Annotated in this window: 22 protein-coding genes; 6 read left to right on the top strand and 16 right to left on the bottom strand. The window is 62.1% G+C overall.

The genetic code is table 11. The annotated features are described in order from the left end of the window. From OQK_RS14095 to OQK_RS14125, 7 genes are all read right to left on the bottom strand, one after another. Positions 1-786 (bottom strand): glutathionylspermidine synthase family protein (locus OQK_RS14095; protein ID WP_038860942.1); only part of this gene is annotated, 786 nt, incomplete at its 3' end. Position 787: 1 nt separating this feature from the next. Next, positions 788-1,492 carry a DUF1190 domain-containing protein gene (locus tag OQK_RS14100; RefSeq protein WP_016772951.1) on the bottom strand — a complete coding sequence of 235 codons (705 nt, stop codon included), beginning with the start codon at positions 1,490-1,492 and terminating at the stop codon, positions 788-790. A gap of 18 nt (positions 1,493-1,510) precedes the next feature. Continuing rightward, a complete protein-coding gene (locus tag OQK_RS14105) occupies positions 1,511-1,936 on the bottom strand; it encodes a DUF350 domain-containing protein (RefSeq protein WP_016772952.1) in 426 nt (141 codons plus the stop codon). Positions 1,937-1,951: 15 nt separating this feature from the next. Further along, the gene (locus tag OQK_RS14110) at positions 1,952-2,602 is read right to left on the bottom strand and encodes a DUF2491 family protein (RefSeq protein WP_016772953.1); all 651 of its coding nucleotides are present in this window, start codon (positions 2,600-2,602) and stop codon (positions 1,952-1,954) included. Between the two features lie 210 nt (positions 2,603-2,812). After that, positions 2,813-3,511 carry a PspA/IM30 family protein gene (locus tag OQK_RS14115; protein ID WP_016772954.1) on the bottom strand — a complete coding sequence of 233 codons (699 nt, stop codon included), beginning with the start codon at positions 3,509-3,511 and terminating at the stop codon, positions 2,813-2,815. 17 nt (positions 3,512-3,528) lie between these two features. Further along, a complete protein-coding gene (locus OQK_RS14120; RefSeq protein WP_419790024.1) occupies positions 3,529-4,110 on the bottom strand; it encodes a YjfI family protein in 582 nt (193 codons plus the stop codon). A 230-nt stretch (positions 4,111-4,340) separates the two neighbouring features. Next, positions 4,341-4,895 (bottom strand): cysteine hydrolase family protein, encoded by a 555-nt coding sequence (locus OQK_RS14125; RefSeq protein ID WP_016772956.1) that lies wholly within the window; start codon positions 4,893-4,895, stop codon positions 4,341-4,343. Between the two features lie 100 nt (positions 4,896-4,995). Between OQK_RS14125 and OQK_RS14130 the strand changes: the two genes are divergently transcribed. The 3 genes from OQK_RS14130 (at position 4,996) to OQK_RS14140 (ending at position 8,131) form a co-directional block, all read left to right on the top strand. Continuing rightward, the gene (locus tag OQK_RS14130) at positions 4,996-5,976 is read left to right on the top strand and encodes a GlxA family transcriptional regulator (RefSeq protein WP_016772957.1); all 981 of its coding nucleotides are present in this window, start codon (positions 4,996-4,998) and stop codon (positions 5,974-5,976) included. Positions 5,977-6,273: 297 nt separating this feature from the next. Then, on the top strand, positions 6,274-7,383 hold the full coding sequence (locus OQK_RS14135) for a DUF3182 family protein (protein ID WP_016772958.1): 1,110 nt from the start codon (positions 6,274-6,276) through the stop codon (positions 7,381-7,383). Next, positions 7,373-8,131, top strand: coding sequence for an alpha/beta hydrolase family protein (locus OQK_RS14140; protein ID WP_016772959.1), 759 nt, complete (start codon positions 7,373-7,375; stop codon positions 8,129-8,131). Before OQK_RS14135 ends, OQK_RS14140 begins: the two co-directional genes overlap by 11 nt. A 112-nt stretch (positions 8,132-8,243) precedes the next feature. Here OQK_RS14140 and OQK_RS14145 read toward each other — a convergent pair whose 3' ends face one another. Genes OQK_RS14145 through OQK_RS14160 form a run of 4 tightly spaced genes read right to left on the bottom strand, consistent with a single transcriptional unit; the run spans position 8,244 to position 12,218 of the window. Then, positions 8,244-9,230, bottom strand: coding sequence for a lysylphosphatidylglycerol synthase domain-containing protein (locus OQK_RS14145; RefSeq protein WP_016772960.1), 987 nt, complete (start codon positions 9,228-9,230; stop codon positions 8,244-8,246). Further along, complete coding sequence (clsB, locus tag OQK_RS14150) at positions 9,227-10,501, bottom strand: cardiolipin synthase ClsB (RefSeq protein WP_016772961.1); 1,275 nt, start codon at positions 10,499-10,501, stop codon at positions 9,227-9,229. Before clsB ends, OQK_RS14145 begins: the two co-directional genes overlap by 4 nt. After that, entirely contained in the window at positions 10,498-11,295 is a 798-nt protein-coding gene (locus OQK_RS14155; RefSeq protein ID WP_016772962.1) for an endonuclease/exonuclease/phosphatase family protein, read from the bottom strand. The genes clsB and OQK_RS14155 overlap by 4 nt, the downstream gene beginning before the upstream one ends. Then, positions 11,292-12,218: a DUF72 domain-containing protein gene (locus OQK_RS14160; protein ID WP_016772963.1), complete on the bottom strand. Its 927-nt coding sequence runs from the start codon at positions 12,216-12,218 to the stop codon at positions 11,292-11,294. Before OQK_RS14160 ends, OQK_RS14155 begins: the two co-directional genes overlap by 4 nt. Positions 12,219-12,605: 387 nt before the next feature. Between OQK_RS14160 and OQK_RS14165 the strand changes: the two genes are divergently transcribed. Continuing rightward, positions 12,606-14,708: a mechanosensitive ion channel family protein gene (locus tag OQK_RS14165; RefSeq protein ID WP_016772964.1), complete on the top strand. Its 2,103-nt coding sequence runs from the start codon at positions 12,606-12,608 to the stop codon at positions 14,706-14,708. Between the two features lie 123 nt (positions 14,709-14,831). On the opposite strand, the gene OQK_RS14170 is transcribed toward OQK_RS14165, so the two are convergent. Then, on the bottom strand, positions 14,832-19,118 hold the full coding sequence (locus OQK_RS14170) for a DEAD/DEAH box helicase (protein WP_016772965.1): 4,287 nt from the start codon (positions 19,116-19,118) through the stop codon (positions 14,832-14,834). A gap of 302 nt (positions 19,119-19,420) precedes the next feature. On the opposite strand from OQK_RS14170, the gene OQK_RS14175 reads away from it, so the two are divergent. Further along, entirely contained in the window at positions 19,421-20,305 is an 885-nt protein-coding gene (locus OQK_RS14175) for a sugar nucleotide-binding protein (RefSeq protein ID WP_038860943.1), read from the top strand. After that, complete coding sequence (locus tag OQK_RS14180; protein WP_016772967.1) at positions 20,298-21,230, top strand: NAD-dependent epimerase/dehydratase family protein; 933 nt, start codon at positions 20,298-20,300, stop codon at positions 21,228-21,230. Before OQK_RS14175 ends, OQK_RS14180 begins: the two co-directional genes overlap by 8 nt. Before the next feature lie 356 nt (positions 21,231-21,586). Here the strand turns inward: OQK_RS14180 and OQK_RS14185 are convergent, their stop codons facing one another. The 4 genes from OQK_RS14185 to OQK_RS14200 form a co-directional block, all read right to left on the bottom strand. Next, positions 21,587-22,285, bottom strand: a complete 699-nt coding sequence (locus OQK_RS14185; RefSeq protein ID WP_016772968.1) for an OmpW/AlkL family protein — start codon at positions 22,283-22,285, stop codon at positions 21,587-21,589. Between the two features lie 247 nt (positions 22,286-22,532). After that, the gene (locus tag OQK_RS14190) at positions 22,533-23,051 is read right to left on the bottom strand and encodes a DUF3299 domain-containing protein (protein WP_016772969.1); all 519 of its coding nucleotides are present in this window, start codon (positions 23,049-23,051) and stop codon (positions 22,533-22,535) included. Between the two features lie 11 nt (positions 23,052-23,062). Further along, entirely contained in the window at positions 23,063-24,328 is a 1,266-nt protein-coding gene (locus tag OQK_RS14195) for an ABC transporter permease (RefSeq protein WP_016772970.1), read from the bottom strand. A 1-nt stretch (position 24,329) separates the two neighbouring features. Continuing rightward, positions 24,330-25,040, bottom strand: coding sequence for an ABC transporter ATP-binding protein (locus OQK_RS14200; RefSeq protein ID WP_038861205.1), 711 nt, complete (start codon positions 25,038-25,040; stop codon positions 24,330-24,332). Positions 25,041-25,056: the final 16 nt, after the last annotated feature.

Genomic DNA, 25,056 nt, shown 5'->3' on the forward strand with positions numbered 1-25,056 from the left:
CAGGATCGCCTTCCACGCCGGTTCGAAAAACTGCGTATCGCATTCGGCGATCGCCGCGCCGAACGGTTCGTGGAAGATGAATTCCCAGGCGTGCAGCTTGAACAGATGCGGGATCCAGCGATCCTGTAGATCGACGAAACGACCCTCAGCCGTCAGGCCGATGTCTTCGATATCGATGTGGCGTGATTCGATGCCGACCTTTTCCGCGATCAGCCGCAGGTAATCGGTGGTGCCTTTGTCCTCGACCGAGTCCTTCATCGAGGCAAAGTAGAACGGCCGCTTCAACTGCAACTCGGCGAAAGCCTGATGCAGCTTGGTGTCGATGCTGTTGAACTGGTCGGCATGCCGGGGCAAGGTGCCGCGTTCGATGCATTGTTCCAGCCAGCCCCACTGAAACGCCGCCGCCTCGTAGAGGCTGGTCGGCGTGTCGTAGTTGAGCTCCAGCAGTTTCGCCGGCCCGTTGCCGCTGTAGGAAAAGTCCATGCGACCGTACAGATGCGGATGACCCTCGCGCCAGGAGGTGCGGATCATGTCGTAGTATGCCGCCGGGATGCTGAGGCGATCGAGCAACTCCTCGCTGTTGACCACGCGATCAACCAGATCCATGCACATCTCGTGCAGTTCGGTGGTCGGGTCTTCCAGATCGTTTTCGATCTGCGCGAGGCTGAACTGGTAGTAGGCGCTTTCGTCCCAGTACGGTTCGTCGTCGATGGTGTGGAACAGGAAACCGAGGCTTTCGGCGGTGTGTTTCCAGTCGGGGCGCTCGGCGCAGTGGATCTTTTTCATGTCAGCTGCTCGAGCGTCCGGAACTGCTGCCCCAGCCACCCCAACCGCTGCGGGCGCTGGACTGGCTGCCGAAGCCGCCGCGCGAAGTCGACGACGCAACGTTCACCGGTTTGCTCTTGCTGCTCTCGTAATCCGACTGGCTGCGCGAGGTTGTGTCAGCTCGGCGGTACTGCGTTGAGGTGTTGTACGGCTGGCGCGTTTCGCGATCACGGTAAACGGTGCGTTCGGCGTTGTTGCTCATTGCGTTGCCGATCAGCCAGCCGGTCAGCCAGCCATTGCCGCCGCCACCTGAGCCACCGGAATAGTGCGAGCCGCCGTGGCTTGCGCTGCTGCTGCTGGTGGTGGAGTCGCCCGCCGGCATTTGCGAATTGGCGATGGCATCGAGATCTTGCGGCGTCTCGGCATTGCCGGGCACTTTGAAGCCGCCGAGTTTCGGCACGAAACGGCCATCGGAATTTTTCTGACACCAGCCAGCGGCAAAGTCTGCGTCGCACTTGGCCTTGTCGGTGTAGGACGGGGCGATGCGCCGGTGTTCGTTCAGGGCGGCGACGTAGGCGCTGGAGCAGAGATCGGCGGCCACTTCGGCGTCGACACACTGTTCAACGCTTTGGAAGTTGCGCGGCTGATCCAGCGCCGCTGCTTCACCGGAAATCGCCATCGCCACCGACGCGGCGAGGGACAATTGCACGTATTTGCTGCGTTTCATCGAGAGGCTTCCTGCCGGTCAGTGGGACGGTGTCATGCACGCGGCATTGAGCATGCCGACGCTGATCGCCACGGCGGCGACATAAATGCCGGCGGCGACTTCGCCGTTGGCGATGCGCTGGGACGTGCCCTTGAGCACCAGCCCGGTCGCAACGAACGCCAACAGCTGCACGACGGCGGCGATGACCGCCCAGAGGACGAAGTCGAGCACGTTGACCGAGTAGGCGATCACGTTGCTCGCCGGAATGGCGAAACCGATGATCGCCCCGGACAGGGCAATGGCGGCGGCAGTGTTGCCGGCACGGATCAGTTCGAATTCCTTGTGCGCGGTAATGCGCGTGTAGACGAATTGAAACAGCATGAACAGCAACACGGCGCCGATCAGGTAGACGACAAAACCGACCAGCGCGGTTTTGTTCAGGGAAACGGCCAAGACTTCCAGCATGAAAAACTTCCTTTTTTAAATGGCGCTCAAATCAGTCGTGTACAGCGAGATGCCCAGCGAGGTGCTCAGGCTGACGGTGCCTTCTTCGTCCTGTTCGACGGAGAACAGCAGCAGTTCGCGGCGATCGGTCAGACCGGTGTCGCGGGCATACAGCATGGCGTGGTGCTTGATGGTGTAGGACTCGTCCGGGTTGACCACGTGTTCGGTCATTGGCACCAGTTCGGTCTGATGCAGTTCGGTGCCCCATTCGCGGGTGTATTCAACACCGTCGTGGTGGTAGGTCGGCAGACCGATCAGGCTGTTGGGGCCGGCCAGACGCTGCAGTTCGGCGTCACTGTTGACCGTTACATAGCTGAGGTAATTGAACAGGGTGACCGACTCGACCTGATCGTCGCCGGTGACGTGGATCTGCACCCAGAAATCCTCGTCGTTCATGTAGTAGCGGTGCAGCTTGTTGGACTGGCCGAGATCGACCCAGCCGGCGCTCCACACCGCTTGATCGAATGGCACCCGCACCGAAGTCGAGCCTTCCAGCAGCAATGCCAGGGTCGTGTCGAAGCGCACGCCTTTGCCTTGTGCCATGCCCAGTGGGCCGCTGGCGGCGGTGGTCGTTGGCGCAGCGGTCTGCCAATTGCTGGTGCCGAGCAAGTCTTTAAACCATCCCATGGGTACGTTCCTTGAAGCGGGTGGAGGTGTTCGGGGGTGAAAAAGTGGCGGTAGTGTAACGGGCGAAGCGGTGAACGAGCAGAGGCAATTACGCCGTGAAACCATGTGGGAGCGAGCCTGCTCGCGAATGGGTTGTGTCAGTCACTCGATTATTTGACTGTCACGACGCTTTCGCGAGCAGGCTCGCTCCCACAAGTTACCGTTCAGTCATTACTGCGCGGACTTCTGCTTCAGCCGCTCAAGGATCGCATTGGCGCTGCCTTCGTTCGGCGTGATGCCGGCGTCGCGCAGTTTGCGTTCCAGATCGTTGCCGGTGGAGGCGTCGGCCAGTTCGTCTGCGGCGTTCAGTTCGGCAGCGCGTTGCTGCTGCTTGGCTTGCAGGCGGTTCAGGGTGCCGACCGCAGTTTCCAGTTTGCCGTTGGCGCCGCCGCTGGCAATCGAGGCGCTGACCTGGGCTTTCTGCACGCTATCGCGGGCCTTGGCCATGTCCACTTGCTGGCGCAGGCTCTTGATCCGCGATTCGGCTTTGCTGATGTCTTTGCGCATGTTGTCGGCGTAGGCGCCGAATTCATCGCTGAGTTTCTTCTCGGCAGCGAGGTCGTTGGTCAGGGTCGAAATCGCTTCGGCCACTTCCAGCGCCAGGTCTTCGCGGCCGGCATTCAGTGCGGCAACAGCCTTGGCTTCGAGGTCCTTGATCTTGGCGTCGTACTCGCTGACGCGGTCGGCGGCCAGTTTGTGCTTGGCCATGATTGTCACCAGTTCGCGGCGGGCATTGGACAGCGCGGTGTCGGCGTCGCGGATTTCCTGATCGAGGATGCGCAGTGCCTGCTGGTCGGCGATGGCTTCGCCGACTTCATTGGCGCCGCCGCGCAGTGCGGTGAACAACTTGCTCCAGATGGACTGAGTCATTGGATATTCCCTGTTGATTACTTGAAGAAGTGTTCGAAGGCTTCGCTGGCGCGCTGCACGTTGTCGACCAGGGTTTTCACCTCGGTAATGACGTTGGTCAGGCTCGAGTCGGCGCTGAGGGCGCCGAACATGTTGTAGACGGTCTGGCCATTGGGCATCGACTCGATCCCGATCGACGACAGCGGGAACATCTCGCGGCTGCGCAGCACGGCATCGTTGAACGCCTGGACGTTGCTGATCGAATCGATGTCCACCAGCACGGTGTCGACGATGATCTGCTGGCCGGCCAGGGCGATGTGAATCGGCAGGCCGCCGAATTCGTTCATTTCCAGCTTGATGCTCGGCTCGGAGCTCTGGATCAGGGACAGCGAAATCTCTTGGGAAGCCACCTCGTCCAGCGCCTTGAGGGCATTGAAGAGGCTGTCGATGGTCCAGTTGTTGCCTGCGCTCATGTATTTCTCCGACATGAAAGAGCCAGCCAGAATCGGTTGGCGTAGCTGTTGCTCCATTTGCTTGAGCAAGCTTCGGTTTTCCGGAAGCACCCAAGTTTCGTGTTTCACATAACCGGCGGCGGCCAGGCCTGCGCGCATCTGCTTCATGTAGAAGCTCGACGGTTTTTTCGCTGACGTCTTGCCACGTTCGCCCTTGGGGCTGGCTGCGGCAGGCGTCGGAGTGCGGCTTGTCATGGCTGGAATCCGGTTATGAGCGTCTCACGCGTGGGCCACACTACAACCAATGCAAAGTGCCATCAATGACTCACGCGTGAGATTTTCATGACAAACGCAAAAAGGCCCGCAACGCGGCGGGCCAGGGGATTGCGCAGTTGTTGCTAGGCGTTGCTGCTCAGGAACTCGTCAGTGGATACCACGCCGGCATAGGCGAAACCCAGCGCCGCCATGAAGGCTGCGTGCACATGGGCGGCCGGCACCGTCAGGCCGTTGAATTCAAGGTCACGGCTGGCGCAGGCATCGTGAATCACGGTCACGCTGTAACCCATGTCCGCCGCCGCGCGGGTGATGCCATCGACGCACATATGGCTCATGCTGCCGACCACCACCAGGTTGGTGATGGCTTGTTCGTCGAGCACCGATTTCAGTTCGGTTTCACGGAACGAGTTGACGAAATGCTTGAGCACCACCGGCTCGTTGGCGCGGTTGAGCACTTTCGGATGCAGTTTCGCGCCTTCGGAGCCGGGAGTGAAAAACGGCGCATCCTCGGAGGTGAATTCATGCCGAATGTGCACCACCGGATTGCCCGTTTCGCGAAAGGCTGCGATCAGCCGTGCGGCGTTGTCCGCAGCGGCGTCGGCGCCGACCAGCGGCCACTTGCCTTGGGGGAAGTAGTCGTTCTGGATATCGACTACGATGAGCGCTTGCTTGGCCATGGGATTGTCCTCGAGGCAATGATTGGTGTGGCCTCAGTATTGGCGCTGGCCGAGGATTCGAGGATTGGCCGCACCGACAATAGACGGGGGAAAACTGACAATGGCTGCACAAAGAGCCGCCACAGCTGAACTGGGCGTGCTGATTTACCCCGGCGCGCAACTGGCGGCGGTGCACGGTCTGACCGACCTGTTCGCCGTGGCCAACCGCATCGCCGCCGAGTATCAGGCTGTGCAATTGCCCTTGCTGCGGGTCAGTCACTGGCAGGTCGAGGGCGAGCAGTTGCCGACGCGGGTTTACGACAGTCATCCCGGTGCTGAAGACGCTTTGCTCGCCGTGCTGATTCCGCCGTCCCTTGGCGGGTTCGATGCGGCGCAGATGACCGCGAGTCTTGCGCAATGGCTGCGCGATCAGCATGCGCGCGGCGCAACCCTTGGTGGTGTTTGTGTGGGCTCGTTGATGCTCGCCGAAAGCGGCTTGCTCGACGGTCGCAGCGCCACCACGCACTGGACCTCGGCCCAGGCGTTTGCCGAGCGTTACCCGAAGATCAAACTCAAGGCCGACACGCCGATTGTCGACGACGGTGACCTGATCACCACGGCCGGGCTGATGGCCTGGTCGGAACTGGGACTGCGCCTGGTCGATCGCTTGCTCGGCCCGAGCATCGCCACCGCGACCGCGCGTTTTCTGGTGATGGAACACAGCGACAGCGCCAGTGAATGCGGGAGCAATTTCGCGCCGATCCTCAGCCATGGCGACGCGTCGATTCTCAAGGTTCAGCACTGGCTGCAAAGCACCGGGGCGACGGATGTTTCGCTGAACGCGATGGCCGAGCGCTCGGGCCTTGAAGAGCGCACTTTCCTGCGCCGATTCCGCGCCGCGACAGGCTTGAAACCGACCGAGTACTGCCAGCACCTGCGGGTCGGCAAGGCGCGGGAAATGCTCGAGTTCACCAATGGCACGATCGACCACATTGCCTGGACGGTGGGCTATCAGGATCCGGGCGCGTTTCGCGCGATTTTCAAGAAGATTACCGGGCTTGGGCCGAGTGATTACCGTGGGCGGTTTGGTCTGGCGCGGTAGCCTGGGCACTGGAGTAACCCTGTGGGAGCTGGCTTGCCAGCGATGCGATCAATCAGTTGCAAAACAGGTGACTGATCCACCGCCATCGCTGGCAAGCCAGCTCCCACAGGTTTTTGCACAGGACCACGGATCGTGCAATTTGCCGGAGTTTTGCGCGCCGTCGTGCAGTTTGAAACAGGCTTCATGCCAGCACAGTCACGGCAGGCTCCCGATTATCGGGCGGTTCGTGGGGATCGCTGATTGGCCTGATCTCTGCAATTTCCTTTGAGAACCCATCGACTGATAAAAGGGGAACGCATGACCCCGACACCCAGCAACAAAATCGTCGTGGCCCATTCGGTGCGTGCCGAGGCGCCGCAACATGAAGTCGAGACCAACAAGGCACTGGCGCGTTGGCTGGCGCAGATTCTCGGCTGCAAGTTCGGCGGCAGTTACGATCCGGCCAAACATCAGGGCCGCGAGCTGTATCTGCTGCCAACGCAAACCATCGTTGGCGCCGCCCACGCGCAAGCGCTGGGCATCAAAGGCCCCGATGACTTGTGGGGCGGTTACGTCGAATACGATTTCATCTGCACCAAAGCCATCAGCCACGGTTTGCGCAGCCATCTGGCGCACGCTCCGCAAGGCTGGTCGCCGCTGTTTTCGGAGCGGGTGCGCAACGTTGTGCTCGACGGTCTCAGCGTATTTGCCCTGGAAGATGCACGGCCCGCCGCCGAACATCTGCTGTACGCCGGGCCGATTCGCTTGAAGCCGGTTCACGCTTGCGCCGGTCGCGGTCAGGAAGTGATCAAAAGCCTCGACGCGTTCGATGAGATCCTCGCGCGGCCCGAGGCGCAAAATCTGTTCAAGGACGGCGTAGTGCTGGAGCAGGACTTGAGCAACGTCGTCACCCACAGCGTCGGCCAGTCGTTCATCGGCGGCAAAGTGTTGAGCTATTGCGGTGATCAATACTTGACCGAGGACGGCGAGGGCGAAGAGGTCTACGGCGGTTCGAATTTGCTGGTGGTGCAGGGCGGCTATGACCAATTGCTCGCGCTGGATCTGCCTGATGATGTGCGTCTGGCCATCGAGCAGGCGCAGGTCTTCGACAGTGCCGCCAACGAAGCCTACCCGCGCTTCTTCGCCTCGCGGCGCAATTACGATATCGCCCAGGGCCTCGACGCCAGCGACAACCCGCGCAGCGGCGTGCTCGAACAATCCTGGCGCATGGGCGGTGCCAGCAGCGCCGAAGTGGCGGCGCTGCAAAGCTTCGTCAACGATCCACAGATGCGCGCGATTCGCGTGTCGTCGGTGGAAACCTATACCGATCAGGCGCTGCCGGCGGACGCCATCGAGGTCTATCGCGGCCCGGCGGAAAACAGCGCGTTTCTTCTCAAATACGTAACGGTCCAATCCTATGACGGCTAGAAGCGAAAGCATTCAAATCGACATTGATGACGAACAGATGAGCGGGACTTTTCTCAGTCCCAAATCGAAAGTCCCGGGGGTGTTGTTTGTTCACGGTTGGGGCGGCAGTCAGGAACGTGATCTGGAACGGGCCAAAGGTATCGCCGGCCTGGGTTGCGTGTGCCTGACCTTCGACTTGCGCGGGCATACCGGCGGCACCGGGATTCCGCTGACCCGGGTGACCCGTGAAGACAATCTGCGTGACTTGCTGGCGGCCTATGATCGCCTGTTGGCGCACCCGGCGCTGGATACCTCGGCGATCGCTGTGGTCGGCACCAGTTATGGCGGCTATCTGGCCTCGATCCTGACGTCACTGCGCCCGGTGCGCTGGCTGGCGCTGCGCGTACCGGCGCTGTACCGCGACGAGCAATGGCACACGCCCAAACGCGATCTGGACAAGGCCGACCTGCGCGATTATCGCGGCACGCTGGTGCGCGCCGATAGCAATCGCGCCCTGCATGCCTGCTCGCAATTCACGGGCGATGTGCTATTGGTGGAATCGGAAACCGACGATTTCGTGCCCCACGCGACGATCATGAGTTACCGCGCCGCGTGTCAGCAAACCCACTCGTTGACCCACCGGATCATCGATGGCGCGGATCACGCGTTGAGTGACCCGGTGTCGCAGCAGGCCTACACCTCGATTCTGGTGGACTGGATTACCGAGATGGTGGTGGGGGAGCGGTTGAGCATTATCCAATCCAGATGATCTGTCGCGTGTACCGGCCCCCTTCGCGAGCAGGCTCGCTCCCACAGGTTGAACGCATTTCAAATGTGGGAGCGAGCCTGCTCGCGAAAGGGCCATCAGCAGCAATGCCTGGTCAGGACGGTTTCTTCTCAATCCGCAACGCCTTGGCCTTGGCTTCCACCACCAGATACATCACCACCGTAATCAACAGCGGCAGCAGAAAATAGATCGCCCGATACGCCAGCAATCCCGCGACCAGACTGCCGCGCGATGCCTCGTGCTGCAGCAGCGCCACGAACACTGCCTCAAGCACACCCAGCCCCGCCGGAATGTGCGTGATGACCCCGGCAATCGCGCTGATCAACAGCACGCCGAGCACCAGCGGATAATCCAGTTTGCTCGGCAGCAGAGTGAAGATCACCGCCGCCATCAGCGACCAGTTCAACGCGCCCAAAAGCAATTGCAGCACCGCCATGCGCAGCGATGGCAGGTTGATTTCCACGCCGCGAATCGACCACTCGCGGCGCTTGGAAAACTGACACGCCGCCAGATAGCCGACACTGACCAACAGCAATAACACACCGACCAGTTGCAAGGCCGAACTGCTGAGCTTCCAGCCCGGCGGCATAGTCACCAGACCGCTGCTGAACACTACGCCGGCGATGGTCATGTAGCCGAACCAGTTGGTCGCCAGGCTCAGGCCGAGAATCTTGGCAATGTTGCCTTTGCTTACGCCCAGCCGCGAATACAGGCGATAGCGCATGGCGATGCCGCCGACCCAGGCGCTGAGATTGAGGTTGAAGGCGTAGCTGATGATGCCCACCGGCAGGATCTGCTTCCAGGTCAGGTCCTGACGAATGTAGGTGCGGCCGATCAGGTCGAAACTGGCGTACACCAGAAAGCTCAGCAGGGTCAGGCTGGCGGCGATGATCAGCGTGCGCACCTTGAAATCGGCGAGGGTCTCCAGCACCTCGGCCCATTCGATGCGCGTGGCGAACATCGTCAGCAGGACGATCAGCGCGAGGAAAAACAGGATGGTCAGCGGACGTTTCCAGCGGCTCCATTTCGACGGCGCCGCTTGTGCCGAATGGCTATCGGAGTGCACTTCGGAATGACTCATGGACGCGCACCTCGGAAAGGCTTCAGACGCGGTTTATGCGCCGGCAGCCAACCGGCCATGGCGGGGAAGTGCCGCAGGAAGTGGAACACCAGAAAGCCCACGGTCATGTGCCAGATGCGCCCACGCGGCAACAGCTTGGCGTCCATGGCTTTGCAGTGGTTCTGGCTGAGGTCTTCGAGGCGCTCGTACAGGTGCTGATTGAACGCTCGATCGCGGATCAGCACGTTGGCTTCCAGGTTCAGTGACAGGCTCAGCGGGTCGAGATTGCTCGAGCCGACGGTGCTCCAGTCATCGTCGACCAGCGCGACCTTGCCGTGCAGCGGGCGCTGGCAGTATTCGTGGATCTGCACGCCGGCACGCAGCAGATAATCGTAGGTCATGCGCGCTGCCAGTTTCGCCACGAGCATGTCCGGCTGGCCTTGCAGGATCAGCCGCACCTCGACGCCACGGCGGGCGGCGTTGCGGATTTCGCGCAGCAAACGGTAGCCGGGAAAGAAGTAGGCGTTGGCGATGATCACCCGGCGCTTGGCCTTGCGCAGCACCTGCAGATAGACGTCTTCGATATCGGTGTTGTGTTGATCGTTATCGCGGAACACCAGGCGCACCTGGCCGTCGTGATCGGTGAAGGCCATTTCCTCCAGACGCTGGCGCCGGCGCTGCCACCAGAACCGCGCGCGTCCGGGACGACCGCTTTGCAGCAGGGCGAAGTGATGGATATCGGCGACCACCGGGCCTTGGATCTCAACCGAGTAATCCTGCTTGGCTTCAGGGCCGAAATCGGCCAGGTGATCGCCGGAAAAATTGATCCCGCCAATGAACGCGATCAAGCCGTCGACCACCACGATCTTGCGGTGCAAGCGGCGGAACCAGTTGGTGCGGATGCCCAAGTGCTTTGGCGCCGGATCGAAGATCTGCAAATGCACGCCGGCATCGCTCAAGGCCGACAGATAGCCAGTGCTCAGCTCGCCACAGCCGAAGCCGTCGAGGCTGACCGTGGTGCGCACGCCACGCTGGGCGGCTTCGATGAGGATCTGCTGCAACTCGGCGCCGACCTTGTCTTCGAAGACGATGAAGGTCTCCAGCAGGATCTCGCTCTTGGCTGCGCGCATCGCTTCGAACACGCGAGGGAAATATTCCTCGCCGTTCTCCAGCAGCTCTACGCGGTTATTGCTGTGCCATTGATACTCGACGTCAACGTGGCCGGGCTCGCGCACCGGCGGGTTCAGCGGGACCGGGTCGACGGCAGATTTTTCCAGTGGCGCACTGTTCATAGTTCAATCTCCACCGATAACGGTGCGTGGTCGGAAAGGTGGGACCAGGGCCGGTTGGTCAATACTTTTGGCCGGCTGGCCTTGAGGTTGCGTACGTAGATGCGGTCGAGTCGTAGCGCTGGCAGCCGCGCGGGAAAACTGCGCGCGGGTTTGCCGTACTGCTCGGCGAACACTTCGCGCAGGCCACAGGGCTTGAGCTGCGCATCGGCGCGCTGGCGCCAGTCGTTAAAATCGCCAGCGACGATCACTGGGGCATCGGCGGGCAATTCGGCGAGACGTTGCATCAGCAGATCCAGTTGCGCGTTGCGGTGGCTCTCGCGCAGGCCCAGATGCACGCAGATCGCATGCACTTCGGTGCCGTCGCCAGGCAGGCGCAGCACGCAATGCAGCAGGCCACGGTTTTCATGGCCGCTGATCGACACATCGAGGTTGTCGTGGCGGATGATCTGGAATTTCGACAGCAGCGCATTGCCGTGATCGCCCGCCGGGTACACGGCGTTGCGCCCGTAGGCGAATTGCGGCCAGAGGCTGTCGGCGAGAAATTCGTATTGCGGCATCGTCGGCCAGTTGTCGTAGCGTTTCGGATGCTGCTCGTGCGTGCCGTGGACTTCCTGCAGAAACACCACGTCGGCGGCGACACTGCGCACCGCTTCACGCAGCTCCGGCAGAATGAAACGCCGGTTCAGCGCGGTGAAGCCCTTGTGGGTGTTGACCGTCAGTACGGTGAAGGTGCGCACCGAGGGCGCAACCACGGAGTCTTCGTCGGTGAAACCGACCGGTTCGGGAATACTCATGACAGAACTCCTTCTGCGGCAACTTGCCCGGGAGTCGTGGCGAGGTCTTTATCGAGGTCGAAGCGCTGCAAGAGGTTGCGTGCGTCGTAGGGCGCGCGGACTTTGATGTCGTTGTCGAAGTAGCAGAACACTTCGCGGGATTTGCGGGCGCGGGGTTTCAGGCGTGGCGCTATCAGGTGGGCGTCCTCTGGCTGTTTACCGTGATGCCAGGCGTCGATGCGCTCGGCCCAGCGCCTGAGCGCTTGTTCGGAATAGCCGCTGGCGTAGAGCTCTTCGGCGCCGTGCAGGCGCAGATAGACGAAGTCGCTGGTGAGGTCTTCGCGGTACGGCCATTTGCCGGCGGTGTCGGCGACCACCAGCGCGGTGTTATGGCGCTTGAGCAGGCGCACGAACTCCGGGTCGATAAAGCTCTCGTGACGGATTTCCACGGCATGGCGCAACGGCTTCTTGCGCCAGGCTTTGACGCTGGCGTGGCCGGGCAGATGGGAATCGTGCTGGCGGGCGAGGGCGGCTGCGGCTTGGGTATCGTGGGGCAGTTGCGCGAGAAACTGGTCGAAGCGCTCGGCATCGAACTTGAAGTTCGGCGGAAACTGCCAGAGGATCGGCCCGAGTTTTTCCTTCAGCTCCAGCACGCCCGAGGCAAAGAAATTCGCCAGCGGTTTTTCGATTTCGCGCAAGCGGCGCACGTGGGTGATGAAGCGCGGTGCCTTGACGCTGAACACGAAGTCATCAGGGGTTTCGGCGTACCACTGGGCGTAACGTTCGGGGCGTTGCAGGGCGTAGAACGATCCATTGATTTCGATGCTGTTGACCGCGCGGGAGGCGAACTGCAGTTCGCGCTTCTGCGCCAGTCCCTTCGGGTAGAAATCCCCGCGCCACGGGGCGTAGCGCCAGCCTGAAATACCGATGTGAATCGTCGCCATCCCATCCTCCCGTAAAAAGTCCTCGTGTTGCCGATGTTCTGTGATGACTGCGGCGGGTGCGGGAAAGTTTCGGTGGTGTTACGGACGGTCGCGGGTGAAGCGAAGATCAAGAGCTTACCCCCTCACCCCAACCCTCTCCCCCAAGGGGGCGAGGGGGAAGGGAGCAGATCTTCATGCCTCCTGAAATCGCGTACGACTGTGAAGGGAGCAGATCTTCATGGTCTTCAGGACTTGAGTTCGACTCAAGACGTGCAGTTGGTGATTTTGGTCAGGCAACTCGGTCGGCTCCCTCTCCTGGGGGAGAGGGCTGGGGTGAGGGGGCTCTTGAACTTGCCGCGCAATTACCGATCAGTTCCTTACCAGGGTCAGCCACGGGAGATCGGAGCTTTGCGCAATTTCAGGATCGCCATTCTGCTGGGAGCGCTGCTGTGCTTGGGCGTCAACGCATCGCAAGCCGCCGCGCTACCGGGCGTTCCGGCTGCCGCCGATACGGCGGAAAAACCTGCCGAACCGGAACCGCTGGTGCAGGGCGGTCTGCTCGGGGCGATCAGTACGAGCATCGACGATGTGCAGGAAAAACTCGATCTCAACGAACACCTGGTCGATGCCTGGCGGCTGCGCGCCGACCGTGCGGCGGATGAGGTCGACAGGCTGGTCAAGCAACCGTCAAACCGCTCGGGCTGGAGCGTGGCCGGGGATTTCCTCACGTTGTCGGGAGTCTGGCTGGGCAGTTTCGCCCTGCTCACCGTGCTCGGCAGTCTGTTGGCCAAGCGTCTGCGTGAGGGCCGCTGGTTGCGCACCCGCCAGCGCAGTCAGGATCTGCTCGGCTACGTGTTGCCTTACACCGTGCCGGCGCTGATCTGCCTGCCGCTGACACTGTATGTCAGCCATTTTCTGCAAGCTTCGGTGGGCCGTGCGCTGGCGCTGTGTCTGGCCTATGCCACCAGCAGCGGCATTTTTTCCACGTCGATGTTGTTGTGCGTGGTGGTGATGTTCAACGTCGGCCACAAGCGCGCCGCCGCGCGAATCATCCGTGAATACTGCCCGCGCCCGCTGTTCCTGATCGGCTTTCTCGCCGCCCTCAGCGATGCCCTGACCAGCCCGCAGATCGCCCGGCAACTGGGCGGCAATATCACCAGTAGCATCGCCGTGTTCACCGGGCTGATCGCCTCGGTCATCTTCGGTTTGCTGGTGATTCGCCTGCGCCGGCCGGTGGCGCATCTGATCCGCAATCGCCCGCTCGCTCAGCGTTTGAAACAACCGTCGCTGCAGGAATCGCTGCGGATATTTTCCGGGCTGTGGTACTGGCCGATCGTGCTGATGGTGCTGGTCTCGGCAGTCAGCCTGATCGGCATTGGCGAGGACAATCAGAAAGCCCTGCGCTGCGCCTTGTTCACTACCGTGCTGCTGATCGCCACGGTGTTTCTCAGCACGGTGTTGCAGCACCTGTTCAAGTCGCGCAAAGCCGAGGCGATCCAGCGCAGCAGTGCCTACAAGGAACGTTTTCTCAGCCTGTTGCATGCGTTGCTGCGGATCGTCATGGCGATTGTGTTCATCGATATACTCGGGCGGATCTGGGGCGTGTCGCTGCTCGATTTCGCCCAGAGCAGCACGGTCGGGCGAGCGATCAGCAACGCCTTGAGCAGCATCGGTCTGATCTTCCTGGTGACATGGCTGCTGTGGGTGGTGCTCGACACGGCGATTCAGGAAGCGCTGAAACCGCCGCTGAGCAAACGCGCGGCACGCCAGCCGAGCACGCGGGTGAAAACCATCCTGCCGCTGCTGCGCAATGCGATCAAAATCATCCTCGTGGTGATCTGCGCGATTACCACCATGGCCAACCTCGGCATCAACGTCGCGCCGCTACTGGCCGGTGCGGGCGTGGTCGGTCTGGCGATCGGTTTCGGTTCGCAGCAACTGGTGCAGGACGTCATCACCGGGTTGTTCATCATCATCGAAGACACCTTGTCGATTGGCGACTGGGTGGTGCTCGATTCCGGCCACGCCGGCACCGTGGAAGGTTTGACCATCCGCACCCTGCGCCTGCGTGACGGCAAGGGTTTTGTGCACTCGGTGCCGTTCGGCCAGATCAAGGCTGTGACCAACCAATCACGCCAGTTCGCCTTCGCGTTTTTCTCGGTGCAGTTCACTTACGACACCGACGTCGACAAGGCCATCGAGCTGATCCGCGAGGCCGGCGATTCGATCCGCGAAGACCCGTTCCTCAAGTACAACCTGCAAGGGCCGCTGGATGTGTTTGGCGTGGACAAAATGGACTTGAACGGCGTGGTGTTGACGGCGCAATTCCGCACGGTGTCCGGTGGTCAATACGCGGTGAGCCGCGCGTTCAACCAGCGCTTGAAGAAGCTTGTGGATAACACACCGAATGTGCATTTTGCGCAGACTTATCCACAGCAGGTGTTATTGCCGAAGCGGCAGGAGGAGGGGGCGGTGGTTGCGGGTGAGGTGCCGCAGGAGTCGCGGACCTGATCTGAGCTTTGCGTTGAATGCCCCGGCCTCATCGCGGGCAAGCCCGCTCCCACATTGGTTTTGTGTACGCCGCAGAACCCTGTGGGAGCGGGCTTGCCCGCGATGAGGCCAGAACAGACACCCTCAATTGCGGATGAGTTTCCTGCCTATCTGCTCAACGACCACCTGATCCGCCTCTACCCAAACCTGCGGCTTGCCCGCAACCATAGCGGCCACTGGAATCCCATCGCGATACACCAGCCGATTGCTCACCAGCGCCGGCACTTTCACCCCGGGCAACAACGTCCCGGCCAGATTCAATGGATCAACCCCACACACCGCCACCAGGCTGCCGTCCTGCGGGCGTCGGCGTACTTCGCGCAGCAAGGGAATGGCTTCGGGCAAGGCAAACTGCTCGCCAGCCAGACCACTGACAAACCGCCCGCCACGAATCTCGCCCCGCGCTTCCAGACGATGAAAGGTGCGCAGCAATTCCCGCCAGCTCGGCAACCAGTCCGCTTCGCGTTCCAGCAGACGCCAGAACACCACGCCGTAGCGGCGCAGCAGGGTCATGGCGACGTGTTCGAGTGTCTCGGCGGCATCTGCTGATGAACCCCGGCGCAGCAATGCCCAGCGCCCGGCATCGTCCATGCCGCCGATAAACGCGCCGCGCCCGCGTCGGCTGCTGCGCTGCTGGCGCTTGCTTGCGGGAGTGATCAGCGCGCGCAGACCGGCGAAGCTGTCGGCGTTGACCAAACCTGCGGCGACCAGTTCCTGCAAGGCGATTTCCAGTTCGCTGCGCAGCAGGCGCGCTTCATGAATCAACTCATCGAAAAACAGCGCGCCATGCTGACTCAGCGCCTCGAAGACTTTCTGTGTTTTCGGCGATAACTCACTCACTGGCGTCTGTTCAGCCAACGCACTCCACAAACCCACCTGGCTACGCGGCAGCAACACAATCGGTGTACTGCGCAATGCCGAGCCGCTGACCTTCTGCCGCGCATTGATGCGCGTCCACACCAGTTTGCCGTTGCGGCACAGGTCGTCCAGCCAGCTCGGCGAGTAGTCCTTGAGGCGTGCCGGCAGGATGTCGCTGTCCCACGCCGAAGCTGCCGCCGGGTAGCCTTCGAACTGGCCGACAATCGCCGGCAGCACCGCACTGCCCTGACCTTGGGTGGCCGGCGTCAGATGCTGCCAGTCGAACAGAAAACGCATGAAGTCCTGCAATGCCACCGGTTCGATTTCCCGGCGCAGGCGCTTGACCGTGTAGCGATGTATGCGCGCCAGCAGATGGCGTTCGCACCATTCTTCAATCGCGCCGTTCGGCGTGAACTGGCCGCGCAACACATAACCTTCGCGTTCCAGTTGCGCGAGAGCCTGATTGACTTGCGCGGCTGGCAAGGCCAGCGGCTCGGCGATGGCGGGCAACGGGATCGGCCCAAAAGCGCCGAGGCGGGCGCGGATCACTTCGACCAGCGCCTCATCGAATGCCCACGTGTCGTCGAAGCCGGGCAGCACCACCGCCTCAGTCAGCAACATGGCCTGTGGATAAAGTGCTTGTAGGCAACTCAAGCGTTCGCGGGCCAGCCATAACTGATGCTCGGCGTCGATCTGCAACAGGCAGGCGCGGCCGCTGGCCATCAGCGTTTGCAGCCAGTCCGGCCAACCCGCGTTGGCGCGCGCTTCGGTGTCGCTGATGCAGGCGAGGCTCATCAGCGCTTCGTGCATTTCATCCACGGAATTGGGCGACGGCCAGGCTTCTTCGCGCACTGCGGTGATCGCATCGGCGTCCAGCGCGCCGAGATCATCGGTCGATTGCGGATCGCTCCAGCGTCGATTGATCACCGCTTGCGTGCGGCGTTCCTCCAGCGGCGCGTCGTCGAGAAACGTGTAGGGTCGGGCGCTGAGGATTTCTGCCGCCAGCGGCGACGGCGCAGGTAAATCCCGGGCGATCAGGCGCACCTCGCCACGCTCCATGCGCCGCAGCAGGGTCAGCCAGCCTTCGCTGTCCATCGCTTCGTGCAGGCAATCGTCGAGGGTCTGTTCCACCAACGGATGTTCGGGGACTTCGCGCTCGCCGGCGAGGTTTTCCAGGCAGGCGATCTGGTCGGGAAACACACTGGCGATGAGGTCTTCGCTCTTCATCCGTTGCAGTTGCGGAGCGACTTTGCGTCCGCCGGTGAAGCGCGGCAACGCCAGCGCCACCCCGGCATTCCAGCGCCAGCGCACGCCGAACAACGGCGCATCAAGCACGGCTTGAATGAGCGTGTGTTCAGCGCTGTTGCTGTGCAGGTAACGCCAGACTTCGTCGAGCTCGAAGCTGTGACTGGTGGACAGCGACAGCACGATCGCGTCTTCGCTGGCGGCGGCCTGCAATTCGAAGTTGAAGGTGCGGCAGAAACGCTTGCGCAGGGCCAAGCCCCAGGCGCGGTTGATGCGGCTGCCGAACGGCGTGTGAATGATCAGTTGGGTGCCGCCGGACTCGTCGAAAAACCGCTCCATCAACAGCGTGTCCTGCGAGGGCAGGGCGCCGAGGGTTTGCCGTGCGCGCGCCAGATATTCGACCAGTTGCTCGGCGCTGGCGAGGTTGAGGCCGAGTATGGTGGTCAGCCAGTCGAGCGCCGGTTGCAGATTCCCGGGGCTGGCGCTGAGCAATTCGTCCAACTGCGCTTGCAGGCGCGCGACGGCCGCCGACAGTTCATCACTGCGCCCCGGCGCTTCGCCGAGCCAGAACGGAATGGTCGGCGGCATCCCCTGCGCATCCTCGACCCGCACTTTGCCGCTTTCCACCCGCAGGATGCGATACGAGGTATTGCCGAGCTGGAACACGTCGCCGGCGATACTTTCCACGGCGAAATCTTCGTTGACGCTGCCGATGTTCAAGCCCTGGGGTTCCAGCAGCACGCTGTAGTCGGCGTTGTCCGGGATGGTGCCGCCACTGGTCACGGCGGTCAGTTGCGCGCCACGCCGGCCACGCAAGGTGCGACTGACGGCATCGCGGTGCAGGTAGGCGCTGCGGATGCCTTGGCGGCCGTTGTAACCCTCGGCGTGCATGCTCAGCAGGGCCTGATAGTGTTTTTCATCGAGGTCGCGATACGGCCAGGCTCGGCGGAACATCGCCAGCAACGCGTCCTCCGACCATTCCTGGCAACTGACCTCGGCAATGATCTGCTGCGCCAGCACGTCCAGCGGCTTTTCCGGAATGTGCAGCGTATCCAGCTCGCCCCGGCGCACGCAGTCGAGCAGGGCGGCGCACTCGATCAGGTCATCGCGGGTGGTGGCGAACAAACGACCCTTGGGCGTGCCGCCGACCTGATGTCCGGAACGGCCAACTCTTTGCAGAAACGCAGCAATCGAGCGCGGTGAACTCATCTGGCAGACCAGGTCGACTTCACCGATATCGATGCCCAACTCCAGTGATGCCGTGGCGATCAGCACCTGCAACTCGCCGCGCTTGAGCCGTTGTTCGGCGTCGAGGCGAAACTCCTTGGCCAGGCTGCCATGGTGCGCCGCCACGGCCTGCTTGCCGAGGCGTTCGCTCAAATGCCGGCTGAGGCGCTCGGCAAGGCGTCGGGTGTTGACGAAAATCAGTGTGGTGCGGTGCTCGCGGGCGAGTTCGGCGAGGCGCTCGTACACCAGTTCCCAGACATCGTTGGCCATCACCGCCGACAGCGGCACCGGCGGCACTTCGATACCCAGGTCTCGTGGGCGGGCGTGGCCTATGTCGACGATTTCGCAGGGGCGGGCATGACCGACCAGAAACCGCGCCACGGCTTCTACCGGCTTCTGCGTGGCGGACAGGCCGATGCGGGTCAGCGGTTCGGCGCAGAGTGCTTGCAAACGCTCGAGGCTCAAGGACAGATGACTGCCGCGCTTGCCGGCGGCCATGGCGTGGATTTCGTCAATGATCACCGTGCGCGTGGTGCCGAGCATCCTGCGCCCGGATTCTGAGCCAAGCAGCACGTACAGCGATTCCGGGGTGGTCACGAGAATGTGCGGCGCGCTCTTGCGCATGGCGGCGCGGTCTTTCTGTGGCGTGTCGCCGGTGCGTACGGCGGTGGTGATGGTCAGCTCCGGCAGGCCCATCTCGCGCAATTGCGCAGTGATGCCAGCGAGCGGGTTCTGCAGATTGATCTGGATGTCGTTGGACAGTGCCTTCAACGGCGAGACATAGACCACCAGGGTTTCGGCGGGCAGACCGTCGGGGTGTTCCAGACCGCGATAGACAAGCTCATCGAGCACGGCGAGGAACGCGGTCAGGGTTTTGCCCGAGCCAGTGGGCGCGGCGATCAGCGTCGAACAGCGCTGGCGGATCAACGGCCACGCACGGGCCTGAGCGGCGGTGACCGCCGGGAAAGTCTTGTTGAACCAGGCGCTGACGGCGGGGTGAAAGCCGGCCAGCGCACTGGTGGCGGGGAGGGGCAGATTCATGACTGAAGTTATGCGGGCGGGGGCGGGAAGATGCAAGTACCGCTGGGGATCTTCAGCGACAGTCAGGCCCTTATCGTCGGCAAGCCAACTCCCACAGGATTCATGCCTGGCACAAAACTGTGGGAGCTGGCTTGCCAGCGATGAGGCCGGTTGCCTCAATACAAATCCCCGCATCTACACTTTACGGATGACGGTTGCGCACTAAACCCGCAAAATGCAACGATTCCGGCAATTATCGACGACGGTTCCACGAGAACCGTCGCCAAAGCCATCGTTCCAATCAGACTGGGCCTGCTGACTCTATGCGAATGCGCCTTATGTTACTGGGCGGCGGAAATGCCCTTGGGCAGGCGCTGATTCGCCTCGGTGCGGAAGAAGACATCGGTTTCCTCGCCCCCCGCCCGCCCGAAAACGGCTGGGATGCCGCGAGCCTCACCCAACTGCTCGACGACACCCGTCCCGATGCGTTGATCAACCTCGCCTACTATTTCGACTGGTTCCAGGCCGAGAGCGTCAGCGAAAGCCGCATGAGCGGTCAGGAACGCGCCATCGAGCGGCTGGCCGAACTGTGCCAGCACCACAACATTGTCCTCGTGCAGCCGTCGAGCTATCGCGTGTTCGACGGCTCGCGGGCCACGGCCTACAGCGAGAAAGACGAACCGGTGCCGCTGGGCCTGCGCGGTCAGGCCTTGTGGCGCATCGAGCAAAGTGTGCGCGCGACCTGCCCGCAACATGTGCTGCTGCGTTTCGGCTGGCTGCTCGACGACAGTCCGGACGGCACCCTCGGACGCTTCCTCGCCCGTGCGGAACAACCCGAAGAGTTGTTGCTGGCCGATGATCGTCGCGGCAATCCGACTCCGGTCGATGACGCCGCGCGAGTGATCATCTCCGTGCTCAAGCAACTCGACTGCGCCGCGCCGCTGTGGGGCACTTACCATTACGCCGGCCACGAAGCGACCACACCGCTGGCGCTGGGCCAGGCGATTCTCACCGAAGCACGCAGCCTGCATCCGCTGGCGATCGAAGCACCGACCGCGCAGGCCCACGCCGCGCGCCCGGACGCCGCCGAAGAACCGCAACACGCGGTGCTGGCCTGCAAGAAAATTCTCCACACTTTCGGGATCAAGCCGCGCGCCTGGCGTGCCGCGCTCCCGGGTCTACTGGACAGGTTTTACCGACATGGCTGAAGCAACGGTTCTAATCACCGGCGGAGCGGGATTCATCGGCTCGCACCTGACCGACGCCTTGCTCGCCAAGGGCTATGCGGTACGCGTGCTCGACGACCTGTCGACCGGCAAGCGCAGCAACCTGCCGCTGGACAATCCCAAGGTTGAACTGGTGGTCGGCGATGTCGCTGATGCCGCTTTGGTCGCCCGCACCATGCAAGGTTGCAACGCTGTCGCGCATCTGGCAGCCGTGGCCTCGGTGCAGGCCTCGGTGGACGATCCGGTGAAAACACACCAGAGCAATTTCATCGGTACCCTGAATGTCTGCGAAGCCATGCGCCTGACCGGGGTCAAGCGTGTGGTGTATGCCTCCAGCGCGGCGGTGTACGGCAACAATGGCGAGGGCGAGTCGATTGATGAAGACACGCCAAAAGCGCCGCTGACACCCTATGCCTCGGACAAACTGGCCGGTGAGCAGTACTTCGATTTCTACCGTCGCCAGCATGGCCTGGAACCGGCAATTTTTCGCTTCTTCAACATCTTCGGCCCCCGCCAGGATCCGTCCTCGCCGTATTCCGGGGTGATCAGCATCTTCAGCGAACGCGCGTCGAAAGGTTTACCGATCACCGTGTTTGGCGATGGCGAGCAGACTCGCGATTTCCTCTATGTCGGTGATCTGGTCGATTTGCTGGTGCAGGCGCTGGAAAAGCCTGATGTACAGGAAGGCGCGGTCAATGTTGGCTGGAATCAGGCGATGAGCCTGAAGCAGATGCTCGAAGCTTTGAAATCGGTAATCGGTGAGTTGCCGCCCGTGAGTTACGGGCCGGCGCGTTCGGGTGATATCCGCCATTCGCGAGCCGATAACCGACGCTTGCTGCAGCGCTTCGAAATGCCGCCGCAGACGCCGATGAGTGTGGGCTTGGCGCGCTTGCTCGGGCGCTCCTGAGAAGCCCCTCACCCTAGCCCTCTCCCAGGGGAGAGGGAACTGACTGAGGTGTTTGTGAGAAGTACGCCGACTTGCGATACCCAGTCGAACTCAGGTTTTGAACAACACACAAATCGGCTCCCTCTCCCCCGGGAGAGGGCTGGGGTGAGGGGCCCGGGCCTCCAACGCCCCACATGACTCAGCACCAAATGAAAAAGGCGCCTTTCAACAGGCGCCTTTTTCACGGCCGGAATATCGCTACTCCTGTGGCGAGGGAACATTGTCCCCCGATCGACTGCGTACGGTCTTCGTCAGGTCTGTGCCTGCCCGCCACCAAGCCTCATTCACCACCACGTGAACGTTCGGTAAAAATCAGCTTAGAATTTATAGCCCAGACCGACCATGTAGATGAACGGATCGACGTCCACATTTACCCGCGCGCGGGTGCCGGGGGCGACGGCGTTGTTCTCGACGGTCGCGCGGGTATCGATATCGATATAGCGCACCTGGGCGTTGAGCATGATGTTGTCGGTGATCATGTAGTCGGCGCCGACCTGCCAGGCCAGACCCCAGGAGTTTTTCGCCTTGAAGTTGCTGAAGCCGTTGGCGCTGGCTTCGCTGCCGACGTGTTCGTCGTAGATCCAGGTGTAGTTGATGCCACCGCCGACATACGGCTGGAAAGCCGATTTCGAATCCAGCGGGTAGTAGACGACGCTGAGGGTCGGCGGCAGGTGTTTCAGGGTGCCCAGCTTGCCGTTGGCGGCGGGCAGGGCGGTGCCCTTGAGCTTGACGTCATGCTCGAACGGCGTGGCTGCCAGCAGTTCGATACCGATGTTGTTGGTGAGCATGTAGGCGAAGTTCAGACCCAGTTGGGTGTCGCTGCTCATGGTCGCCTTGCCGCCCAGATTGGTGCCGCTCAGCGGACCCTGGTCGACCTTGACGCTGGAGCTGTCGGCCTTCGGGTTGACGGTGATCGCGCCAGCGCGCACAAGGATGTCACCGGCTTCGTGGGCGTGGGCGAGCGGGGCTGCGAGCGCGAGGGCAAACAGCGAGGCGCTGAGCAAGGACTTGTTCATGGGGGCTCCGAAAAGGACATAAAAATTCGATGTCCTAGGGTACGAAGCCGTCTGATACGGTGTTTTGACTCAGCTCAATGAAACAGTGAAGGCCCGTTTTTTTGTGGCGTTCATCTCGGCCCCATCGCTGGCAAGCCAGCTCCCACAATGATCCAGTTGTTTGTCAGTTTTTTGCTCACCCACATAACCTGTGGGAGCGGGCTTGCCCGCGATGGGGTCTCTGCGGACAATACAAAACTACCGGGACTCACTCCGGCAGCTCATACGCATAAATCTTCTGCGCCTCCATCTGATACCCGGCATCGGCCAGCTCACTGCTCGACGCTTTCACCTGCAACGGTCCTTCAACCCAATACGGCTGATACAGCTCATCGAGCTTCACGCCCAGTTCGCTTTTCACATGGACGATCTGGTTCGACGGCGGTGGCGGTACGTGGATGCAGGCGCCGAAATACGGCACCAGCAAAAAGTCCGTGGTGCGCCCCTCTTCGCTGACTTCCAGCGGCACGATGTAACCGGGCAGGCGAATGTTCTGCCCGTCGAGGCTCTTCACGACCGGCGCATTCGGCATGTCTTGCTTGGCCGCCGGCGCGGACTCGGCGGAGAGTGCGTCGCCCATCTTCGACAGGTCGTGCAGCGGGGTCATGTTCGGCACTTCCGGCGCGGCGTCCGGCGGGATCATTTCCGACCAGGTCAGGTCTTTCGGCGCCGCTGCCCACACGGGCAGGGCGACCAGCATCAGCAGCGCAAGCAGGGCGCGGGGCATGGTGAACATCCTCATAAACGGATCGACAGGCCATCGGCCAATGATTGGCGATACGCGCGCCAGGCCGGCACGCTGCCCATCAGCAGCGCGGCCGCCAGAATGCCACCGAGCAGCGCCCATTCATACTCGCTCGGCCATGCCAGCGGCAGGTACAAACCGTAATTGGCCTGCACGTACCCTTGCGCAGCGGCGATGCCGACGTACAGCAGCGCCAGCCCGGCAATCACCCCGGTCAGCGCCAGGGCAAAAGCTTCCAGAACCAGCAGACTTGCGATGTGCCACGGCCGCGCGCCCACCGAACGCAGAATCGCCATCTCCCGGCGACGTTCGTTGAGGCTGGTGAGAATCGCTGTGAGCATGCCGATCAGCCCGGTCAGCACGACGAACAGCGAGACCACGAACAAGGCTTTCTCGGCCGTACTCATCAGGCTCCACAATTCCTGCAAGGCCACGCCCGGCAGGATCGCCAGCATCGGTTCGCCACGGTACTCGTTGATCTCGCGCTGCAAGGCAAAGGTGGAAATCTTGCTGTTGAGGCCGAGCATGAACGCGGTGATCGCTTGCGGGGTCAGGTCCATGTTGCGCGCCTGATCAGCGCTGATCCGCCCGTTGCCGCGCGCCGGCACACCGTTGTGCCAGTCGATGTGAATCGCCTCCATGCCGCCGAGGCTGATGTGCAACGTGCGGTCCACCGGCGTGCCGGTACGCTGGAGGATGCCGACCACGGTGAAGGGTTTGTCGTCATGCTTGACGAGGCTGATCGCCGCCACGCCGTGGGCCAGTACCAGTTTGTCGCCGAGCTTGTAGTGCAGCGCTTCGGCGACTTCGGCACCGAGCACCACTTCGAAAGGATCGGTGGCAAACGCGCGACCGTCGGCCAGCGCCAGGTGCTGCTGGCGCCCGTACTGGTAGTGCTCGAAGTAGGCTTCGGTGGTGCCCATCACGCGATAGCCGCGATGGGAGTCGCCGAGGGACATGGGGATTGCCCACTTCACTTTCGGGTTGTTGGCGAAGTGTTCAAAGCTGTCCCAACGGATGTTGTTGGTAGCGTTGCCGATGCGGAACACCGAATACAGCAGCAGGTTCACCGACCCCGAACGAGCGCCGACGATCAGGTCAGTACCGCTGATGGTGCTGGCGAAACTGGCCTTGGCTTCGGTGCGCACGCGCTCGACGGCGAGCAGCAGGCACACCGAAAGAGCGATGGCGAAGGCGGTGAGCAATGCGGTGAAGCGGCGGTTGGCCAGGCTGGCCATGGCCAGACGAAACAGATACATCTCAGACCTCGGCGGACGTGGCGGCGCGATTGAGTTCGGCCAGGGACAGATGACGGTCGAACAGCGGCGCCAGGCTCTGGTCGTGGCTGACGAACAACAGACTCGATCCGGCCTCGCGGCACTCGGCAAACAGCAGGCGAATGAAGTTCTCGCGGGCGTCGTAATCCAGTGCCGAGGTTGGTTCGTCGGCGATCACCAGTTCCGGTTGGCCGATCAACGCGCGGGCGGCCGCGACCCGTTGTTGCTGGCCGATGGACAAGGAATCGGCGCGGCGACTGAGCAGGCTTTCGTCCTTCAGACCCAAGTGCGCGAGGAGGGTGGCGGCGGCCTGATCGACGCTGCCGTGGCGCTGTTTCGCCCGTTGCGCACGCAGTTTCGAGAAGTGACACGGCAACTCAACGTTCTCGCGCACCGAGAGAAACGGCAGCAGATTGAATTGCTGGAAAATGTAGCCGGTGTGATCGACACGAAACGTATCGCGCTTGCCGGCAGACAGTTCGGTCAGCTCCTGGCCGAGCAGGCGAATGCTGCCGCGACCGGGCTTCTGCACTCCGCCGAGCAGGCCGAGCAGGGTGGTCTTGCCGCTGCCGCTGGGGCCTTTGAGAAACAGGGTTTCGCCGGCTTCCAGACGAAACGCCGGGATGTCCAGCAGCGGCGGGTGACCGGGCCAGTTGAAGCCAAGGTCGGAAAGTTCGATGAGTGCTTGGGTCATGGCACCGATTTTCATG

The organism is Pseudomonas sp. R62 (assembly GCF_000257605.1).
Classification (GTDB): Bacteria; Pseudomonadota; Gammaproteobacteria; order Pseudomonadales; family Pseudomonadaceae; genus Aquipseudomonas; species Aquipseudomonas atacamensis.